Raw genomic sequence first — 18,330 nt, forward strand, 5'->3', positions numbered from 1 at the left:
GGTTTTTGTCCTCCCCTATTCGTTATATCTCCCTGAAAACTACACCTGTGATGGTCGGGGCGGTTCGGAGTTTTTATGTCTTTTGATTCCCTTGGCCTGAACCCGGAAATTCTGCGCGCGATCGCAGAGCAGGGCTACGTTGAGCCAACCCCAATCCAGCAGCAGGCTATTCCTGCCGTTCTGCAGGGCCGTGACCTGATGGCGAGCGCCCAGACCGGTACCGGCAAAACCGCCGGTTTTACCCTGCCGCTGCTGGAACTGCTGGTAAAAAACCAGCCCCACGCCAAAGGCCGTCGCCCGGTTCGTGCCCTTATCCTTACCCCAACCCGCGAGCTGGCAGCCCAGATTGGTGAGAACGTGCGTGAGTATAGCCGCTATCTCAACATTCGCTCGCTGGTGGTCTTCGGCGGGGTCAGCATTAACCCGCAGATGATGAAGCTGCGCAGCGGCGTCGACGTTTTGGTTGCTACCCCAGGTCGCCTGCTGGATCTGGAGCATCAGAACGCGGTTAAGCTGGACCAGGTTGAAATTCTGGTGCTGGACGAAGCCGACCGCATGCTCGACATGGGCTTTATTCACGACATTCGCCGCGTGCTGGCTAAACTGCCGTCGCGTCGTCAGAACCTGCTCTTCTCCGCGACCTTCTCCGACGAGATCAAGGCACTGGCGGAAAAGCTGCTGCATAACCCGCTGGAAGTGGAAGTCGCGCGTCGCAACACCGCCTCCGAGCAGGTGACGCAGCACGTTCACTTTGTGGATAAAAAGCGCAAGCGGGAACTGCTCTCCCAGATGATCGGTCAGGGCAACTGGCAGCAGGTGCTGGTCTTTACCCGCACCAAGCACGGCGCTAACCACCTGGCGGAGCAGCTGAACAAAGACGGCATCCGCAGCGCGGCGATTCACGGTAACAAGAGCCAGGGCGCGCGTACCCGTGCGCTGGCGGACTTCAAGTCTGGCGACATCCGCGTGCTGGTGGCGACCGACATCGCCGCCCGTGGCCTCGATATTGAAGAGCTGCCGCACGTGGTGAACTACGAGCTGCCAAACGTCCCGGAAGACTACGTGCACCGTATTGGCCGTACCGGCCGCGCGGCGGCAACCGGCGAGGCGCTTTCTCTGGTGTGCGTGGATGAGCACAAGCTGCTGCGCGATATCGAACGCCTGCTGAAGAAAGAGATCCCACGCATCGAAACCCCGGGCTATGAAGTGGATCCGTCCATTAAGGCGGAGCCGATTCAGAATGGCCGTCAGGGTGGCCGCGGTCAGGGCGGCGGCGGTCGCGGTCAGCAGCCGCGTCGTGCCGAAGGCGGTGCGCCGAAGTCATCGGGCAAACCTCCGCGTCGCAACAGCGATGCCAAACCCGCCGGCGAAAACCCGTGGCGCAGCGGCGAAGGGAAACCGGCAGGGGAAGGGCAGCGCCGACGCCGCCCGCGTAAACCTGCTAACCCGCAGTAATCTGGAAGCCCGGTCGTAAAGCCGGGCTTTTCTTTTTGCGGCAGCCAACAGAAAGTGCCACAATAGTGGCTGTTTATACAGTATTCCAGGTTTAAGATGGCGTTAACCGCGGCGCTCAAAGCGCAAATTGGCGCATGGTACAAGGCGCTACAGCAACAGATCCCCGATTTTATCCCCCGAGCGCCACAGCGGCAGATGATTGCTGACGTGGCAAAAACGCTCGCCGGGGACGACGGGCGACATCTGGCGATTGAAGCCCCGACGGGCGTCGGGAAAACCCTCTCGTATCTTATCCCGGGCATTGCCATCGCGCGGGAAGAGCAAAAAACGCTGGTGGTCAGCACCGCCAACGTGGCGCTACAGGATCAGATCTTCAGCAAGGATCTGCCGCTGCTGCGCAAAATCATCCCCGACCTGCGTTTCACCGCCGCGTTTGGGCGTGGGCGCTACGTGTGCCCGCGTAACCTGGCGGCGCTCGCCAGCAGTGAGCCCAATCAGCAAGATTTGCTGGCGTTTCTCGACGACGAACTGACGCCGAACAACAAGGTCGAGCAGGAGCAGTGTGCAAAGCTTAAAGCCGAGCTCGACGGCTATAAGTGGGACGGCCTGCGCGATCACACCAGTCAGGCCATTAGCGACGACCTTTGGCGCAGGCTTAGCACCGATAAGGCGAGCTGTCTGAACCGCAATTGCCACTACTACCGGGAGTGCCCGTTCTTTGTCGCCCGGCGCGAGATTCAGGAGGCGGAAGTGGTGGTCGCCAACCATGCGCTGGTGATGGCCGCCCTGGAGAGCGAAGCCGTATTGCCGGAGCCCAAAAACCTGCTGCTGGTGCTCGACGAAGGCCACCATTTGCCGGACGTGGCGCGCGACGCGCTGGAGATGAGCGCCGAAATTACCGCCCCGTGGTTCCGCCTGCAGCTCGATCTCTTCTGCAAGCTGGTGGCGACCTGCATGGAGCAGTTCCGGCCAAAAACGACCCCGCCGCTGGCGGTGCCCGAGCGGCTGAGCGACCATTGCGAAGAGGTCTACGGCCTTATCTCGTCGCTAAACAACATCCTGAATCTCTATCTTCCGGCGGCCCAGGAGGCGGAACACCGCTTCGCGATGGGCGAACTGCCGGAAGAGGTGATGGAGATCTGCCAGCAGCTGGCAAAGCATCTGGAAAAGCTCCGCGGCCTGGCGGAGATGTTCTTAAACGATCTCAGCGAGAAAACGGGCTCTCACGATATCGTGCGCCTGCACCGCATTTTGCTGCAGATGAACCGCGCGCTGGGCATGTTTGAAGCGCAGAGCAAGCTCTGGCGGCTGGCCTCGATGGCGCAGGCCTCCGGCGCGCCGGTCACCAAATGGGTCACCCGCGACGTGCGCGACGGGCAGGTCCATCTGTTTTTCCACTGCGTGGGCATCCGCGTGGCCGACCAGCTGGAAAAGCTGATCTGGCGCAGCGTGCCGCACGTGGTGGTCACCTCTGCGACCCTGCGTTCCCTTAACAGCTTCTCGCGGCTGCAGGAGATGAGCGGCCTGAGAGAGAAAGCGGGCGACCGCTTTGTGGCGCTGGACTCGCCGTTTAACCACTGCGAGCAGGGCAAGCTGGTGATTCCCCGCATGACGTTTGAGCCGCTGATCGACAACGAAGAGCAGCACATTGCGGAGATGGCGGCCTACTTCCGCGAACAGGTCGAGAGCAAAAAATACCCCGGCATGCTGGTGCTGTTTGCCAGCGGACGCGCCATGCAGCGCTTCCTGGAGCACGTCACCGATCTGCGTCTGCTTCTGCTGGTGCAGGGCGATCAGCCGCGCTACCGGCTGGTGGAAACGCACCGCAAGCGCATTGATAACGGCGAGCGCAGCGTGCTGGTGGGGTTGCAGTCGTTTGCCGAAGGTCTGGATCTGAAAGGTGATTATCTGACGCAGGTGCATATTCATAAAATCGCCTTCCCGCCTATCGACAGCCCGGTGGTGATCACCGAAGGGGAGTGGCTGAAAAGCCTCAACCGCTATCCGTTTGAGGTGCAAAGCCTGCCTGCGGCGTCGTTTAACCTGATCCAGCAGGTCGGGCGTCTGATTCGTAGCCACGGCTGCTGGGGCGAGATTGTGATTTACGACAAGCGTCTGCTGACGAAAAACTACGGCCAGCGGCTGCTGAACGCGTTACCGGTGTTCCCGATTGAACAGCCCGAAGTGCCTGAAGTGAAAAAACGCCCGGCAAAACCGGCCGCCGGGCGTAAAAAAAGCATCCGTGCTAAGGGGCGCGGTCCTACTGGTAAGTAAAGGTGGCCTGAACAACGCTCTCGAACGTGCCGGCAGTCACGGGCATGGTGGTAGCGTAATAGCGTGCAGCCATCGGAAAATCAGCGGTGTGGGTACCGGCGTCAATCACCACGCTGAATCGGGCTTCAGGGGCAAGCACGATGTAATCCAGACGATCGGCCATCTCCAGTGCCACCCCTTTAGCGGTGCCGCTATTGGCAAATTTAAAGGGGTGGTCCGTATCACGCGGGCCATCAACGGAGATGGTGGCTACCGTCAGCGTGGGCGGGCAGTTCGTGAGCTTTAAATCGAAATTTTTCCACGGGCCGGTATCGCCGATGGTCTTGAAATCACTGGACGTGGCCTGTCCCAGATCCACCACCATATTCTGGCTGGCGCTGTCTACCTGGCAGGTGGTGTCGTAAATATTCCCTTCGATATTGAGCGTAACGTCGGTCGCGCCCGCAGAGAGGCTCATCAGAGCGAGTAAAAAAGGTAATCTGTTCATCATCGCTCCGTTACTGATATTCCATATCGATGGTGGCAATCGTGTTGGCTTTTCCGGCAGTGACGGTGGCATCCGTCTGGTAATACCGTACGGCAAAATTAACCGCGTCAGGAACGCCAGGTTTGGTTGTTCCGCCGATTGGGATAGGGTAGTTGTATTTTAGATCGACGCCGTCAAGCAGCATGCCTACGCCGACGCCCGTGGCGCTGTCGCTGCCCGGTGTTAGGTTCAGGACATCATCATACTGGCTGTTAACGCCGTTAGCGCTGGTTACTGAGGCCGTGAGATTGACCTCTTCAGTACAGGTGGCGGTGATCTGGAAGTACTTCCATGCCGTGTAGCTGCCCACGTGGGTAAATTGCGAAACCGGGAAATCGCCGAGTGAGACCGTCAGATTCAGCGGATCAATGGAGCAGGTGGCTGTTCTTTCCGCAACCGTGGCGGAATAGTGGCTGGTATTGCGTGCGCCAGAAATACCGACAGACTGAAAAACACCAAATCCAAAGGGATCTTGCGCACTTGAAATCGTTCCGCTCCCGATGTGTGTTGCCGTTTTGATTAACCGTTCGGTATAGCTGAAAGAAAACGTCTGTCCGCCGTCGCTGCTGACTGTCCCCATGGGCGTCGCGGTGGTGTCGCATGAATAACCTTTTCCGCGAACGATCTGCCCACTACTGTTCAGGAGTTGAATCCCTACGCCGTCCACATCAGTGGAGTAAACGCCCGGCATGCCTGAAACTTCCGTTCCCGTTCCGTAGTAGCAGGAAATTATGGTATGACTAGAAATCGTTCCGGAACAGCTGCCGTTGATGGTATGTGTCTTTGCCGAGCCTGGGATGACGCTGCCGATATCGAGGGTCGTGGGTACGGAAAGCGTACCGGCATTAAGGGTATAGGGCACATTGGTGCTATCACAGGTTGTCGCGGCCTGAGCATGCGGTATCAGGCACGCGCTTGTGAGAAAGACAACCAGCGCAAAGGCATATTTAAACATGTTCATTTTTTCCTCGGAAAGGGTCATACGCACTGCGCCGTGATGTTAAGCACTGCACCATCGTCTTTTGCCGGCAGGTGGTAGGCTGCGGTGCAGTGGCTGTCGGCGGTTTTCCCCCAGTTGACGTCAACCGTCCCTTTTTCATGCATGCCGGTCAGATAAACCTGCCCACCGTCACCCACGATAAACTCGCCGTCCTGATGGGCCTGAGATGCCGTCGCGCCGAACGGGATCGCGCGTCCGTCAGCGCGTTTCAGCGTCATTAATACCCGGCTACCGACATGCGTTTCATAGTGGGCGCGCACGATGGCGCCGCGCGTTGGCGTCACGGTTTTGGCTGCCCGATCGACGTCTGCATTTCCCGGCAGCGTTTCCGTGTTGAGCGCAAGGGTGTTATGACGGTACGGCGACACGTACGGCACAATGGCATAGCCGCGGAAGTCGGTATTCACGCCGGTCTGATTGCTGATGTTCGTGCCGTCCGCACCCGGCGCTTCGACCAGCGCGGCCGTCTCGCCCATCGGCTGACCCAGCGTGACGCCGTGCGCATGGGCGATCATGCTCCCCTGAAGGCCGACGTTAAGCTGCTGCTGCTGGTTATCCTGTGAATAGCCCGCGTTCACTTCACCGTAGGTACCTTTGTAATCGGCATTCAGGCTGGTGCTGTCGCCGCTGCTCTGGCTGTGGCCCTGCTGAACGCCCCAGCTGAGGTTATTGCCAGCCAGCGCGGTGCCGTTAAGGCCCACGCTTTGGGTGGTATCGTGTTGCGTGCTGTTCAGGTTGTAGTTCACCCATGTGTTGCTGAGCCAGTGGTCAAGAGGAACGGAGACGTTGAAGGCGATGGTCTGCTCGCTGGTTTTTTCGTTGTCGTCGTCGCTGCCGTCACGGGTGTTTTTATCCAGCCCGTAGCTCAGGCCGTAGCTGATGCCGTGCCACGAGTTGTTGTAACCCAGGTTCATTGAGGTCATTCCCTGGCTTGAGTTCCAGTAGTTCTCTTTGACCAGGCTTAAGGTTAGCGAACCGAACGAACCGCCCAGAGACTGATCAACGGTGGCCTCTTCGCGGCTGCGTCGGGTGTCCGGCGTTTGCCAGTCGTCGTTGCGGGTATGGGAATCCAGGGTGTCCTGCAGGGTGTAAAATCCCTTGCTGTTATAGCGATAGCCTGCCATGGAAAAATGGGTGCCGGTGGTGGCAAAATCTTTGCTGTAGCGGATGCGCCAGGAGCGGCCGTGAGTCGGATCCTGGTCCTGCATCTCCGATTTCGCGTCGGTAAGGTCCACCGAAAACGCCCCAAAATCGCCGATGTTCTTACCGAACCCCAGCGCCAGCGCATCGTAGTACTGGCTGGCCTGCACGCCGCCGTAGGCCGTAAAGCCATAAGGCAACCCGTAGATTGCCGTACCCTGCATGAAAGGCGTTTTTTCGACGTCGCTGTTATAGCTGCGATAGCGACCTGCGGTGAGGCTGTATTTAAAGCGGCCTTCACGCTGCAGTACCGGCACCGACGCATAGGGCACCACGAAATGCTGTTCGCTACCGTCCGTCTCTTTAACGGTGACGTTCAAATCGCCGCTGCCGCCGGTGGGGTAGAGATCGTTAATCTCAAACGCGCCGGGGGCGACATAGTTCTGATAAATGACGTAACCGTTCTGGCGGACGATGACCTGGGCGTTGCTGTGCGCCGTTCCGCGGATCACCGGTGCAAAACCCTTCATGCTGTCAGGGAGCATGTCGTCATCCGAAGCGATCTGCGCTCCGGTGTAAGAGATGCTGTCAAACACGTCCGAAGGTGAAGAGCTTTGCCCGAATTTGACGTTGCTGCCGAGGGCGATAATGTCGCGCTGGGCATAGGTATAGACCGACGAAAACTCACTTTCGGCGTCACCGTCACCGCTGGTTTTGCTCCAGGTGGAGTAGTTACGCAAGCGCCACGCCCCGAGGTTTAGCCCCGGACGCAGGTTAAGAAACTCGCTGCGCTGGTCGGTACCGTTTTCGCCTTTGCCGTGGTTGTCCCCGGCGGTGAAGCTGTAATTCAGCAGCAGGGCATTTATCCCTTCGTCATACTCCTGCGGGTCGACGTAATCGCGCGGCACCTGGGTGATGGCGGTCTGAGGAATGCTTAACAGCAGCTGCTGCGGATTAACGTGAAACGTGGCGCTGGCGGAAGGGATAACGCTCAGATCAATGCACTGGGCCTTGTCATCCTGCACGAATTTATCGATTTTAATACCAAAGCTTTTTAGCTGGGCCGCGCTCAGGCACGGCTGCAGGGTTGATTTTCCGCTGGCATCTTTTTTCAGCGTAAATTCAATCTCTTTGCTTGCCACTTTATTATTGTTAACGAAGACGTCGACGTGATATTTCCCCGGCGCCTGACCGGGGCCTATCTCATAAATACTGAGATCCGTTTTCCCCTGACCGGGGTTGTCGATATCCAGCAGCGCCGGGTTGAAATAATCTTCGGCCAGAACTTTTTGGACGCAAACACCCAGCAGGGTACAGCCCAATGCAATAAGCATTGAGCGTCCGTGTTGTTTAGGTGGTTTGGTCGTATATTCCCAGCTCATAATGATTTCCAGTAACCCCTGGATGATTATTTAATTTGCGCGGTATGTGACTGGCTGATGCCGCCGTAGTCATTAATAATTTTCCAGCTCACAGAGCGTGCGGTAATATTTCCCGGTATGGAAAAGTGCGTTTCGGCTTTGGGTTTGGCATAGGTGACTTTGTCGACTTTTTTACCGTCGAGCTTTATCTCCTGGAAATTCATATAAAACGGCGTGGGGTTTTCGACAATGAGCTGGTTACCCTGCGTGTGCCATGATAATTGCGTAGTGACATCCTCTGGTTTCCCGTTAATGCTCGCCGGGCGATAGAGGAGTTTAATTCGGGTTTTAATCGCGATCTGCAGCGTGTTTGTGTTTTCATTGCGCGCGGAAGAGGGAATAGATTTAATATTCAACCAGAACAGCGATTCACGATCGGCAGGTAAATTCCCCCCGGTTCTGATGATGCGCAGAACGTTGTCCTGCTTCGCATCAAGGCGGAACAGAGGTGGCGTAATCAGGAACGGCGCTTTCTCACGCGCGTTGTCTTCTGTTTCTACCCACGACTGCACCAGGTAGTCGAGGTTGTCCGGGTTGGCGATCCCAATAGACGACTCTTTTTTATTTTCCGGGTATACCACGCGCGTGCCGCCGATGGTAATTCCGGCGTGAGCGGCAGAGGTGATTAATAAAAATGAGGAGAGCAGAAGATATTTACGCATTGAGATACCGTAATTAAGAAGTAACAGATATTAGCCACTGGGGTAGCTAATATCTGTTTTATTAGTTGTAAACGATGGTGAAGGTGGATGCGGCATTCGCCAGCCCGGCAGTAATTGTGCCTCCGGTCTGGATATAGCGTGCACCGAACTCCAGATCGTTCGTTGTTGTCCCTGAGGTGAGGGTATACGCTGCGGAAGCCGTATATAAACTCAGTGGGTTTTCCGTTTTATCCAGCAGCTGAACACCTACGCCCGTTGCTGTACCCGTACCGGATGTCACAGCAAGGACATCGTTATTGCTGCTATCCGGTGTTCCACCGAAGGTCACCGAGGCGCTGGTGACCGTATCAGGACAATCTTTTAGCTGAATACTAAAGCGGGTTGTTGACGTCGTCGAACCACTTCCGGTAAATGCAGATTTAGCAACCTTACCTAATGAGACATTAAGTGGATTACTCAAGCTATTTACGACCGTGCATGCAGAGTCAATAATTTCACCTGTGAAATTAATTTGCCCTTCACCGCTGGATGCAAATGCAGAAACCGAAGCACACGCCATCCCGGCAGCGATGCCCGCAATAATAAATTTTTTCATTTTAATCCTCTGAATGAAAGTGTGACACTTCTGACATTAATCATCACGTGGCTGATTAATTCGGTGTGAACTATCGCTGAGAATTATTTTTCGCTCAATTTATCTTCAGACCACTTTTATCCTCAAAGCGTCTTCGCAGGCTTCCGGGAGAGGAAAATGATTACCCGGCAGGCATTTATCAGGGCTATAGTAACTGCAAAGAGCCGCAAGGAGAGATGTCGTGGATTATCGTAAAATTATCAAAGAGGTGGGGCGAGGAAAGAACCACGCCCGTGACCTGGATCAGGAAACGGCCCGTGCCCTGTACACCCATATGCTGAACGGCGATGTGCCCGATCTGGAGATGGGTGGGATCCTTATTGCGCTACGTATTAAAGGTGAAGGTGAAGCGGAGATGCGCGGCTTCTATGAAGCCATGCAGGCGCAAACGCTGCGCTTAACGCCGCCGGTGGCAAAACCGATGCCGATCGTCATTCCCAGCTATAACGGCGCGCGTAAGCAGGCGAATTTGACCCCGCTGCTGGCTATCTTATTGCACAAGCTGGGGTTTCTGGTGGTGGTGCACGGCGTAAGCGAAGATCCCACGCGCGTGCTGACCGAAACGATTTTCGGCATGGTAGGCATTGAGCCAACGCGTCATGCCGGCCAGGCGCAGGCGAAGCTGGATGGTCATCAACCGGTTTACATCCCGGTGGGAACACTTTGCCCGCCGCTGGAAAAGCAGCTCGATATGCGCTGGCGCATGGGCGTGCGTAACAGCGCGCATACCCTGGCGAAGCTGGCAACGCCGTTTGGCGAAGATAACGCCCTGCGCCTTTCCAGCGTTTCGCACCCGGAATACGTGGCGCGCGTGGGGCAATTTTTTGACGACATTGGCGGCAGAGCATTGTTGATGCACGGCACCGAAGGCGAGGTTTATGCCAACCCGCAGCGCTGCCCCCAGGTGATGCTGATTGATTCTGCGGGCACGCGCGCCATTCTTGAGCGTGGGGAAGAGAATAGCGGTGTGATATTGCCTGAGGCAAAAGATCCGCATACCACGGCACACTGGATTGAGCAGTGCCTTGCCGGGAATGTGCCTGTTCCGCATTCGATCAAGCTCCAGATGGCCTGTTGTTTGCTCGCCACAGGCGAAGCTGACTCGGTCGAAGCCGGGCTGAAGCGCGTTAATGATGCTTTTTAAATAAAAAAAAAGCCCGTCCAGTGGCGGACGGGCAAGCAAGGGTAACAACAACAGGGTCAATGAGGGTTGGAGCAGCTCACCAGAGGGTATGGCGAGGGTACAGCATTCATTCAGTCGATTATTTGTAGATAACCGCAGTACCGCTCAGCTTGTTATTGGTGTTCGCGGAGGTGATGCTGTATCCGCTTGCACCGGCAGCAGCGGCTTTCTCAGCCAGTTTGGCTTCCAGACCGTCCAGCGTGGTCGCGCCTTCTGCACTTACCACACCGATTTTATTCATATTTTGCGCCTGAGCAGATGAAACAGGCTCCGCAGCGAAAGCGCCGAAAGACAGAGCGGACAGGGCAACAGCAGCAACAGCATATTTGATGGTTTTCATAGTTAATCTCTCGCAGGTTATTCTGTTAGGGGGACGATGTTCCGTCGATGTGATAAGTATCACGGTTTTCCGCGGAAGATAAAATCGAAGAGAATTGACGTGGTTGCTCAAAAAAATTGAATGACAAATAACTTATTGAATATTAATAAATTCAGAGCAGCGCTTTACACTTCTTGTTGATGCGCTTTACAGAAGCGACATGAACGGCACGTTTTGCCACGCGTCTGGCTAAAATTCGTGAGCGTAAAGCAACGCGGTTACGCGGTGAGCTTACGTAAAGGAAAGTCAACGTAACTGGCTGTCTTTCGAACCTCTGCGATTATATCCTGAGTGTGATGAATTTTTTGAATCTTTATCCTGCTGGCAGCCGATGCAAAGCCGTACGCCAGGTATGGCTTTACGGCGTGCCTCCGGAATAGGTTCCCCACATTCCTCGCATTCGAATAAGCTTTCTCCGCGCGGAATTTCACCGCGAGCGCGCGCAACCGCATCTTCAATCGTACTGTTGATCTGTTCATTAACGGCGTCGTCATTTGCCCAACCGGAAGCCATGATGTCCTCCATCACCTGTTTAAGTTATACATTTCACTATGGGGTCAAAAAACGAACAGTCAAGGCGAGAGGGGAAGAGAACTGCATCCGTTGGGCAGATGCAGTCTGGTAGAAAAGGCAGGTTATTTATAGATGGTCGCTGTACCGTACATATGGTTATCTCCGCCAGCGGAGTTCACCACGAATCCTTTTGCACCCTCCTGGCGGGCTTTTTCAGCCAGTTTATCCTGCAGATCGTCAAGATTGCTTGCACGGCTTACCGAGACGGTGCCCGCGGGTCGCAGCTGGCTGGTGTCGGTACTCTGGGTCAGTGACTGAACGGCCATGGCGGAGAATGATGCGGTAGCCAGGACGCCGGCGATAACAGCAAGGGTCAGATACTTTTTCATAATCACATCCTCATGAGGAAACAACAGGTGATTCCCTATAAGTTTAGAAGCCGGACGAGTGTGACTTAGCGCAAATATTTGATGATGATCTGCTTATTTTTTGAACGATGTTAATTGACAATTCGTTGACAGATCATACACATAAAGGTGTTTGATTTATGTCGGTTTTTTAAGCGTCACAGAGAAAGATTTACCGTTGGGCCAGCAAAGGGTATCTTACGCCGCTGTTTAAAGGAGAATGCCATGACTTCCCAAAAGCCGGGATTGCACCCGCGAAATCGCCACCGCAGCCGCTACGACATGAATGCGTTATGCCTGAGCTGCCCTCCGCTGCGGGACTACATTGTTCAGACCCCTGCGGGTGAACCGTCGGTCAACTTTGCTGATCCGCTGGCGGTTAAAATGCTGAACAAAGCCCTGCTGGCGCATTTTTACGGTGTGGCTCACTGGGATATTCCGGAAGGTTTTCTCTGCCCGCCCGTGCCGGGCCGCGCTGATTACGTCCATCATCTTGCCGATCTCCTCGCAGACGATCGTGACGGAGCGGTTCCCGAGCAGGCCTCCGTTCTGGATATCGGTACCGGGGCGAACCTGATTTACCCGCTGATCGGCGCGCATGAATATCACTGGCGCTTTACCGGGAGCGAAATCGGTGCCGAGGCCTTTGCCAGCGCCCAGGCGATTATCAGCGCGAACCCCGGTTTAAGCCGCGTCATTCGCCTGCGCCGTCAGAAAGATGCGGCCTCGATTTTCAACGGCATTATTCACAAAAACGAAAGCTATGACGCGACGATGTGCAATCCGCCGTTCCATGATTCGGCAGCAGCGGCCCGCGCGGGAAGCGAGCGCAAGCGCCGCAACCTGGGCCAGGCCGAGGACGCCGCGCTGAACTTCGGCGGACAGCAGCAGGAGCTATGGTGTGAAGGTGGCGAAGTGGCGTTTATCCTGCGCATGATAGCGGAAAGCAAGCAGTTTGGCCGCCAGGTGAAGTGGTTCACGACGCTGGTCTCCCGGGGGGATAACCTGCCGCCGCTCTATCGCGCACTGACCGAAGCGGGCGCCGTAAAAGTGGTGAAAAAAGAGATGGCGCAAGGCCAGAAACAGAGCCGCTTTATCGCCTGGTCGTTTATGGACGATAACAAACGTCGCAAATAGCACTCCGTCGTAGGCCGGGTAAGGCGAAGGCGCCACCCGGCTCGGTTACAGCGTCGGCTTCTGCGGAGGGAGCTGCGAGGCGGGCGGCGGCAACACCTGATACGTCTGCACCGGCATCCGCACGTTCGCCAGATCGAAGTGTTTTTTCACCATGCTGTCGAGGGCAAAGCGCACCGTCCACTGCTTCAGCGGCTGCGTGGTGAACGACACGCGCAGGGTAAATGCCGTGTTCGTCAGCCCGACAATGCCGGCGAACGACGGCTCTCCAATCACCAGCCCGCGAATATCGTCCATCTGCATCAGCTCCTCTACCGCATCCCGCAGCGCCTGCTTCGCTTTGTCTGCATCCTCATGACGATCCACATCGTAGTTCGCCACCACGGAACCAATACCGCGCACGAAGTTGGCGAAGGTGGTGATCGAAGACCAGGGAATGATGTGGTACGCGCCGGTGTCCTGGCGCACGCCGACGGAGCGTATGGACATCCGCTCTACCGTGCCGGTTAACGGCCCAATCGTGACCAGATCCCCCGTGTTCATCCCGTTCTCAAACTGGATAAAGATGCCGGTAATAATATCCTTCACCAGCGTTTGCGAGCCGAAGGAGATCGCCAGCCCCAGCGCACCTGCCCCCGCCAGCAGCGGGGCGATGTTCACCCCGATTTCCGACAGCACAATCATGATGGTGATGGTGCTGATAATCACCGCCAGCGCGTTGCGGAATAAGGTTAACAGCGTTCTTGCCCGCGCGCTGGGCAGCGGCCTGCCGTGAATATCCGATACCAGGCGGTTCTCGATAAGGCTCGCCAGCAGCGTCCAGCCGACGGCGGAGAAGAACAGGATCAGGGCGATACGAATTAAAATATCGACGGTCTTTTCGCCTGCGCCGTTATGCAGCCAGTTCCAGAAATCAAACAGGCTCCACGCATTCAGGAGCAGCATAATCGCCACGCAGACGGTCAGAATGCGCGCCACCTTGAGCGATACCGACATCCAGCCGTTCACCCGTTTTTGCAGCTCAGGGTAATTGCGCTGAACCTGCGGTGACAAGGTAATGGTCTTCGATATCCAGCGCGACAGCAGGCCGGATACAAACGCCGCGATGCCGATAATCGCCAGGCTTTTGAAAGTGGCCCCCATCATAAATTTCAGGCTGTTTCCCGGATCGAACAGAGAGAAGAAGCACAGCACGATGAAATAGGCGCTTGCCAGCCAGTGCCACACCAGGGCGAACGCGCGAATAAAGAGGCTAAAGAACGAGAGGGAGCGATCGGCCAGATGCAGGAGGCTCTCAGTGATGGTCTTTTTATTGTGGAAGATAAGGTACAGCGACCAGACGGTAATGCAGAGCATGATAATCACGTTTGCCAGGGCGCCAAACTGGACGTTTACCTGGTTGGAGATGATCGGCACGGCAACCAGCAGGCCGTAGCCAATCAGCCCGCTGAGGACGCTCAGACGCAGCGCCCAGTATTTCGCGCTCTCATCGCGAATGGAGAAAGGACGCAGCGCCGGGACGTGCGGACAAAAGAGTAACCGCAGCAGCGCCTTGAAGAACTCAATCAGCGCAAAGGCATTCAGGAAAAGCGATTGCTGGAAGGCGATGGTTTTATTGCCTGCATTCAGCCTGTCGGCCAGCATTTGGCCTAAAAACAGCGTCAACGCCAGCAGCAGTAAATCGATGATAAACGCTGAGGCGATCATCAACGGCAGATGGAGCCAGCTGCTTTTCTCCTGATTCTTCCTGCGCCCCCATTGCCCCATTTTACGGTACAGCGGCCACGCGCACAGGCGTACCAGCCAGTAAAAAAGAAATACCGCGCCCGCCAGCATCAGGAACTGCGTGGCAGCGGCGGTAAACGTGTGTGGGTTAAAGGGCTTATGCGGTGAGCCAATCAGGTTGCGATAGAGCTGGGCAAAGCGCGAGGAGAGCGCTTCACCATAGTGGCGGCTCACGTCGGTGACGTTTTCCAGCACCGTTTTTTGCTCCTCCGCCTGCACTGGGGTGAGGGTGGGCGCCTGCTCCTGCGGCGGCGTGGCGGCAACTTTTCGCAGCTGGCCGATGAGCTCCTGCCGGGAGGTGTCGTTCTCAAGGACGTCGGCAAGGGCGCCGTAGGCAGCTTTTTTCTGTTCGGCATCGGGCTCGGGTGGCGGCGTGCTGTTCGTCGTCGCGGCCGTTCCGGTGGTGACGCCGGGGATCGCGACGGCGAACGATGGCGCACTAAACAGGCTAATCAACAGCAACAGGATCCACGGCACGGCGTCCTCCGGTGAAAATGTCGAACAAAATGATAAGTATAGAAGTCGGGGCGCGGCGGGGGATTTTTGGGAACAATCTGGCGTAAAAAAGCCGGGCATGCCCGGCTTAGCGTGAAGCGATGGATCAGGAGACGTGCTGCAGGAACTCCTGCAGGCGCTGGCTCGGCGGGTTCGCAATCAATTCCTGCGGGTTACCGTCTTCGGCGATACGGCCTTTATCAATAAAGATCAGGCGGGAAGCCACTTTCTCAGCAAAGCCGATTTCGTGGGTCACGATAACCATCGTCATCCCTTCTTCTGCCAGATCCTGCATGACTTTCAGCACCTCGTGACGCAGCTCCGGGTCAAGGGCTGAGGTTGGCTCATCGAACAGCATCATTTTCGGTTTCACCGCCAGCGCGCGGGCGATAGCCACACGCTGCTGTTGGCCGCCGGACAGCTCGGAAGGGTAGTGGTGCGCACGTTCCGCCAGGCCCACTTTCGCCAGCAGATCTTTTGCCAGCGCTTCCGCCGCCGCTTTGCTGGCACCGCGCACGCGCAGCGGGCCAAACATCACGTTTTCCAGCGCCGTCAGGTGCGGGAACAGGTAGAACTGCTGGAACACCATGCCCGCTTCCTGACGAATCAGACGCTCATCCACTTTCGGATCGTTCACTTTCAGACCGTCGACGATCAGATCGCCGCTGGTGATTTCTTCCAGCTTGTTGATGCAGCGCAGCAGCGTCGACTTACCGGAGCCGGACGGCCCGATAATGACCACCACTTCACCCTGCTTAATGTTCAAATCAATATTGTGCAGCACCTGGGTTGGGCCAAAGTGCTTGGAAACGTTTTTAAATTCAATCACAGGATTTTCATCCTTCTTTCAAGACGACGCAGAACGAAGCTCAGAACCAGAGTAATGATCAGGTAGACAACGGCTACCGCACTCCAGATTTCCAGCGCGCGGAAGTTGCCAGCGATGATCTCCTGTCCCTGACGGGTCAGCTCCGCTACGCCGATAACGATGAACAGCGACGTATCTTTAATGCTGATGATCCACTGGTTACCGAGCGGCGGCAGCATGCGGCGCAGCGCCAGCGGCAGAATAACGTGGCGGATCGTTTCGCGACGAGAAAGACCCAATGCCAGACCGGCTTCACTGAAACCTTTATGAATCGACAGGACCGCACCACGGGTGATTTCCGCAATGTAGGCCCCTGAGTTGATCATAATGGTGACGACGGCTGCGCTGAACGGGTCGATGCGCAGGTCATTGAAGGCCATTGGCAGGGCGAAGTAGATGAACATGACCTGCACGACAATAGGAGTGCCGCGGATCACTTCGATGAAAACCAGTGCGATGTGGTTTGCGATCCAGCCGCCGTAGGTGCGGGCGAAACCGGCGACAAGACCGATAATCAACCCACCAACCAGACCCAGGACCGAAATCCACAGGGTCATTTTAGCGCCTTCAAGCAAGAGTGGAATGGCAGGCCAGATGGCGCTCCAGTCAAACTGCATGATAATTTCCTGTTACTGTTACCGTGTTTCAAAAATAGCAGGGGCGAAAGGTCGCCCCCGAGTGAACGTCATTTTTACGTCTTATTATTTAGGCTCGGTGCCGAACCATTTTTTGTAGATTTCGTTATAGGTGCCGTTCTCTTTCAGCGTTTTCAGCGCGCCGTTAACTTTTGTGCGCAGATCGTCGCTGCCTTTCGGGAACGCGATACCGTACTGCTGTGCTTCCAGAGACTCGCCCACGGCCTTGAACTTGCCATTGCCCGCCGTTTTGATGAAGTACAGGATGTTAGGCGTGTCGTGCAGAACAGCGTCAGCACGGTTGGTGCCGAGTTCCATGTACGCGTTGTCGATGTTCGGGAACTGGCGCAGGTCTTTAGTTTTGATATTTGCTTTTGCGTAATCAACGGAACCGGTGCCGCTCTTCACCGCAACCACTTTGCCGTCGAGATCTTTCACGCTTTTTACGTCGTTATTATCGGCTTTGACCATGACCAGCAGGCCGCTTTTATAGTAGCCGTCAGAGAAGTCGATCGCTTTTTTACGTTCATCAGTGATGGTGATACCCGCCAGCGCCAGATCCACGTTTTTGGTTTGCAGTGCCGGGATGATGCCGCTGAAGTCCATTGGCTTCAGGGTGTAATCCAGTTTGAGTTCTTTTGCGACAGCGGCCCACAGATCCACATCAAAACCAACGTATTTATCACCCTGTTTGAATTCAAACGGAACGAACGCCGTGTCGGTCGCCACAACCAGTTTGTCGGCAGCCTGAGAGGACACCGCAAAAGCCAGGGTAAGTGCAGCCAGTGAAACTTTTAATACAGACTTCATAGCATTTCCTTTTATATCCACGGGGCGATCCCCTGCGAGAACAGGTGGCACAATGAAAAAATCGTGCCAACTTTACAAGCTATTGTTTTGCAAAGGGGATGATGTCATGCATTGCACAATAAATGGGGCAATGAGGTTTTATTGCACCAAAGTGGAGCACTGTTTTGGTGCGCTTCGTTTGGGGCAACTGACGGAGAGACATTTAGCGGAAATTCTGACGAAAAAACAATCTTTCGTTAACGGTTGTGTGAGGTGATTATTACAATTTCTTCACTTTTGCACTGTCTCAGGCAAAAAGCGTGCACTATAGATGTGCAAAACCCTCACCGGAGGGCGAGGGTTTAATAGAAAATTCGTATGAATTATTCGATGTTAGATTCGATAAACCACAGGAACTGATCCAGGTCGCGAGACGCGGCGGTGAAAATGTCTGCGGTATCTTCGTCTTTGGCTTCGCCGATCGCTTTGCGCACGTCATTGGCCACAATCGCGTAGCGGTCCGCCAGCTCTTTCAGGTGATCCTGAACGGTATGGATATCCAGCGGATAACTCTTCAGAGGCGTTTTGCTGTTGATTACCTGCGTGGTACCCAGCGCGACGCCGCCTAGCTGAACGGCACGTTCAGCCATCGTATCAAGGTGGGTAACCAGTGCTGTGCGGAAGCCATCCAGCATTTCATGAACGGCAATAAAGTTTGCACCGCGCATATTCCAGTGGGCCTGTTTGGTGATCAGCGAAAGATCGATGAACTGGATCACCTGGCGATTCAGCAACTCAATGGTCGCCTTTTTGTCGCTATCCGATACATCGTTACGGGTATAAAGCAGATTAGACGCTTTCGTTTTCACCAGTTTAGCGGTACTCATAATCTCATATCCTCTTGATGTTTATGTCCCAGGTAATTACGGAACTAAGTATAGCACCGGATTTTTTCTCTGCGGTCTGGCTGTGCCTATCGGTTTAATAGCGAAAAGGAGGTTGAGGATATAATCTATTGAAACTAATGGTG

At 55.5% G+C, this 18,330-nt stretch carries 17 protein-coding genes; 4 read left to right on the forward strand and 13 right to left on the reverse strand.

Going from position 1 to position 18,330, the window contains the following annotated elements:
* Window positions 1-75: 75 nt before the first annotated feature.
* Together rhlE and dinG are read left to right on the forward strand one after the other, a co-directional pair.
* Window positions 76-1,455, forward strand: a complete 1,380-nt coding sequence (gene rhlE, locus AC3WOK_RS00245; RefSeq protein ID WP_047347019.1) for an ATP-dependent RNA helicase RhlE — start codon at window positions 76-78, stop codon at window positions 1,453-1,455.
* Between the two features lie 96 nt (window positions 1,456-1,551).
* The gene (dinG, locus tag AC3WOK_RS00250) at window positions 1,552-3,729 is read left to right on the forward strand and encodes an ATP-dependent DNA helicase DinG (RefSeq protein ID WP_063430026.1); all 2,178 of its coding nucleotides are present in this window, start codon (window positions 1,552-1,554) and stop codon (window positions 3,727-3,729) included.
* Here dinG and AC3WOK_RS00255 read toward each other — a convergent pair.
* The 5 genes from AC3WOK_RS00255 to AC3WOK_RS00275 form a co-directional block, all read right to left on the reverse strand.
* Window positions 3,716-4,216 carry a fimbrial protein gene (locus tag AC3WOK_RS00255; RefSeq protein WP_492354218.1) on the reverse strand — a complete coding sequence of 167 codons (501 nt, stop codon included), beginning with the start codon at window positions 4,214-4,216 and terminating at the stop codon, window positions 3,716-3,718. The two genes, dinG and AC3WOK_RS00255, sit on opposite strands and share 14 nt — an antisense overlap.
* A 10-nt stretch (window positions 4,217-4,226) precedes the next feature.
* Window positions 4,227-5,237, reverse strand: a complete 1,011-nt coding sequence (locus AC3WOK_RS00260; RefSeq protein WP_492353719.1) for a fimbrial protein — start codon at window positions 5,235-5,237, stop codon at window positions 4,227-4,229.
* On the reverse strand, window positions 5,234-7,729 hold the full coding sequence (locus AC3WOK_RS00265; protein ID WP_492353720.1) for a fimbria/pilus outer membrane usher protein: 2,496 nt from the start codon (window positions 7,727-7,729) through the stop codon (window positions 5,234-5,236). Before AC3WOK_RS00265 ends, AC3WOK_RS00260 begins: the two co-directional genes overlap by 4 nt.
* Window positions 7,730-7,803: 74 nt before the next feature.
* Window positions 7,804-8,478: a fimbrial biogenesis chaperone gene (locus tag AC3WOK_RS00270; RefSeq protein WP_492353721.1), complete on the reverse strand. Its 675-nt coding sequence runs from the start codon at window positions 8,476-8,478 to the stop codon at window positions 7,804-7,806.
* A 61-nt stretch (window positions 8,479-8,539) separates the two neighbouring features.
* A complete protein-coding gene (locus AC3WOK_RS00275; RefSeq protein ID WP_059310728.1) occupies window positions 8,540-9,073 on the reverse strand; it encodes a fimbrial protein in 534 nt (177 codons plus the stop codon).
* A gap of 220 nt (window positions 9,074-9,293) precedes the next feature.
* Between AC3WOK_RS00275 and ybiB the strand changes: the two genes are divergently transcribed.
* The gene (gene ybiB, locus AC3WOK_RS00280) at window positions 9,294-10,256 is read left to right on the forward strand and encodes a DNA-binding protein YbiB (protein WP_492353722.1); all 963 of its coding nucleotides are present in this window, start codon (window positions 9,294-9,296) and stop codon (window positions 10,254-10,256) included.
* A 118-nt stretch (window positions 10,257-10,374) separates the two neighbouring features.
* On the opposite strand, the gene ybiJ is transcribed toward ybiB, so the two are convergent.
* The 3 genes from ybiJ to mcbA all read right to left on the reverse strand — a co-directional run bounded on the left by ybiJ (window position 10,375) and on the right by mcbA (window position 11,576).
* Window positions 10,375-10,635, reverse strand: a complete 261-nt coding sequence (ybiJ, locus tag AC3WOK_RS00285; protein WP_047347013.1) for a DUF1471 family protein YbiJ — start codon at window positions 10,633-10,635, stop codon at window positions 10,375-10,377.
* Between the two features lie 285 nt (window positions 10,636-10,920).
* Window positions 10,921-11,187, reverse strand: coding sequence for a DksA/TraR family C4-type zinc finger protein (locus tag AC3WOK_RS00290; RefSeq protein ID WP_063432215.1), 267 nt, complete (start codon window positions 11,185-11,187; stop codon window positions 10,921-10,923).
* A 122-nt stretch (window positions 11,188-11,309) separates the two neighbouring features.
* Window positions 11,310-11,576 carry a DUF1471 family periplasmic protein McbA gene (gene mcbA, locus AC3WOK_RS00295; RefSeq protein WP_059310724.1) on the reverse strand — a complete coding sequence of 89 codons (267 nt, stop codon included), beginning with the start codon at window positions 11,574-11,576 and terminating at the stop codon, window positions 11,310-11,312.
* A 243-nt stretch (window positions 11,577-11,819) separates the two neighbouring features.
* Between mcbA and rlmF the strand changes: the two genes are divergently transcribed.
* A complete protein-coding gene (rlmF, locus tag AC3WOK_RS00300) occupies window positions 11,820-12,731 on the forward strand; it encodes a 23S rRNA (adenine(1618)-N(6))-methyltransferase RlmF (RefSeq protein ID WP_492353723.1) in 912 nt (303 codons plus the stop codon).
* A 45-nt stretch (window positions 12,732-12,776) separates the two neighbouring features.
* Here the strand turns inward: rlmF and ybiO are convergent, their stop codons facing one another.
* The 5 genes from ybiO to dps form a co-directional block, all read right to left on the reverse strand.
* Entirely contained in the window at window positions 12,777-14,990 is a 2,214-nt protein-coding gene (gene ybiO, locus AC3WOK_RS00305; protein ID WP_492353724.1) for a mechanosensitive channel protein, read from the reverse strand.
* A gap of 124 nt (window positions 14,991-15,114) precedes the next feature.
* The gene (gene glnQ, locus AC3WOK_RS00310) at window positions 15,115-15,837 is read right to left on the reverse strand and encodes a glutamine ABC transporter ATP-binding protein GlnQ (RefSeq protein WP_059310721.1); all 723 of its coding nucleotides are present in this window, start codon (window positions 15,835-15,837) and stop codon (window positions 15,115-15,117) included.
* A complete protein-coding gene (gene glnP, locus AC3WOK_RS00315; RefSeq protein WP_010428919.1) occupies window positions 15,834-16,493 on the reverse strand; it encodes a glutamine ABC transporter permease GlnP in 660 nt (219 codons plus the stop codon). The genes glnQ and glnP overlap by 4 nt, the downstream gene beginning before the upstream one ends.
* A gap of 84 nt (window positions 16,494-16,577) precedes the next feature.
* Window positions 16,578-17,321: a glutamine ABC transporter substrate-binding protein GlnH gene (gene glnH, locus AC3WOK_RS00320; protein WP_023310880.1), complete on the reverse strand. Its 744-nt coding sequence runs from the start codon at window positions 17,319-17,321 to the stop codon at window positions 16,578-16,580.
* Between the two features lie 362 nt (window positions 17,322-17,683).
* Entirely contained in the window at window positions 17,684-18,187 is a 504-nt protein-coding gene (gene dps, locus AC3WOK_RS00325) for a DNA starvation/stationary phase protection protein Dps (protein WP_010428924.1), read from the reverse strand.
* Window positions 18,188-18,330 lie beyond the last annotated feature (143 nt).

It is taken from the genome of Enterobacter sp. FW301-JW81 (assembly GCF_058788735.1).

What these genes read in the sequence shown, in the direction of transcription:
- rhlE (WP_047347019.1), top strand. Translation starts at nt 76, where the DNA reads ATGTCTTTTGATTCCCTTGGCCTGAACCCGGAAATTCTGCGCGCGATC.
- dinG (WP_063430026.1), top strand. Translation starts at nt 1,552, where the DNA reads ATGGCGTTAACCGCGGCGCTCAAAGCGCAAATTGGCGCATGGTACAAG.
- AC3WOK_RS00255 (WP_492354218.1), bottom strand. Translation starts at nt 4,216, where the DNA reads ATGAACAGATTACCTTTTTTACTCGCTCTGATGAGCCTCTCTGCGGGC.
- AC3WOK_RS00260 (WP_492353719.1), bottom strand. Translation starts at nt 5,237, where the DNA reads ATGACCCTTTCCGAGGAAAAAATGAACATGTTTAAATATGCCTTTGCG.
- AC3WOK_RS00265 (WP_492353720.1), bottom strand. Translation starts at nt 7,729, where the DNA reads ATGCTTATTGCATTGGGCTGTACCCTGCTGGGTGTTTGCGTCCAAAAA.
- AC3WOK_RS00270 (WP_492353721.1), bottom strand. Translation starts at nt 8,478, where the DNA reads ATGCGTAAATATCTTCTGCTCTCCTCATTTTTATTAATCACCTCTGCC.
- AC3WOK_RS00275 (WP_059310728.1), bottom strand. Translation starts at nt 9,073, where the DNA reads ATGAAAAAATTTATTATTGCGGGCATCGCTGCCGGGATGGCGTGTGCT.
- ybiJ (WP_047347013.1), bottom strand. Translation starts at nt 10,635, where the DNA reads ATGAAAACCATCAAATATGCTGTTGCTGCTGTTGCCCTGTCCGCTCTG.
- AC3WOK_RS00290 (WP_063432215.1), bottom strand. Translation starts at nt 11,187, where the DNA reads ATGGCTTCCGGTTGGGCAAATGACGACGCCGTTAATGAACAGATCAAC.
- mcbA (WP_059310724.1), bottom strand. Translation starts at nt 11,576, where the DNA reads ATGAAAAAGTATCTGACCCTTGCTGTTATCGCCGGCGTCCTGGCTACC.
- rlmF (WP_492353723.1), top strand. Translation starts at nt 11,820, where the DNA reads ATGACTTCCCAAAAGCCGGGATTGCACCCGCGAAATCGCCACCGCAGC.
- glnP (WP_010428919.1), bottom strand. Translation starts at nt 16,493, where the DNA reads ATGCAGTTTGACTGGAGCGCCATCTGGCCTGCCATTCCACTCTTGCTT.
- glnH (WP_023310880.1), bottom strand. Translation starts at nt 17,321, where the DNA reads ATGAAGTCTGTATTAAAAGTTTCACTGGCTGCACTTACCCTGGCTTTT.
- dps (WP_010428924.1), bottom strand. Translation starts at nt 18,187, where the DNA reads ATGAGTACCGCTAAACTGGTGAAAACGAAAGCGTCTAATCTGCTTTAT.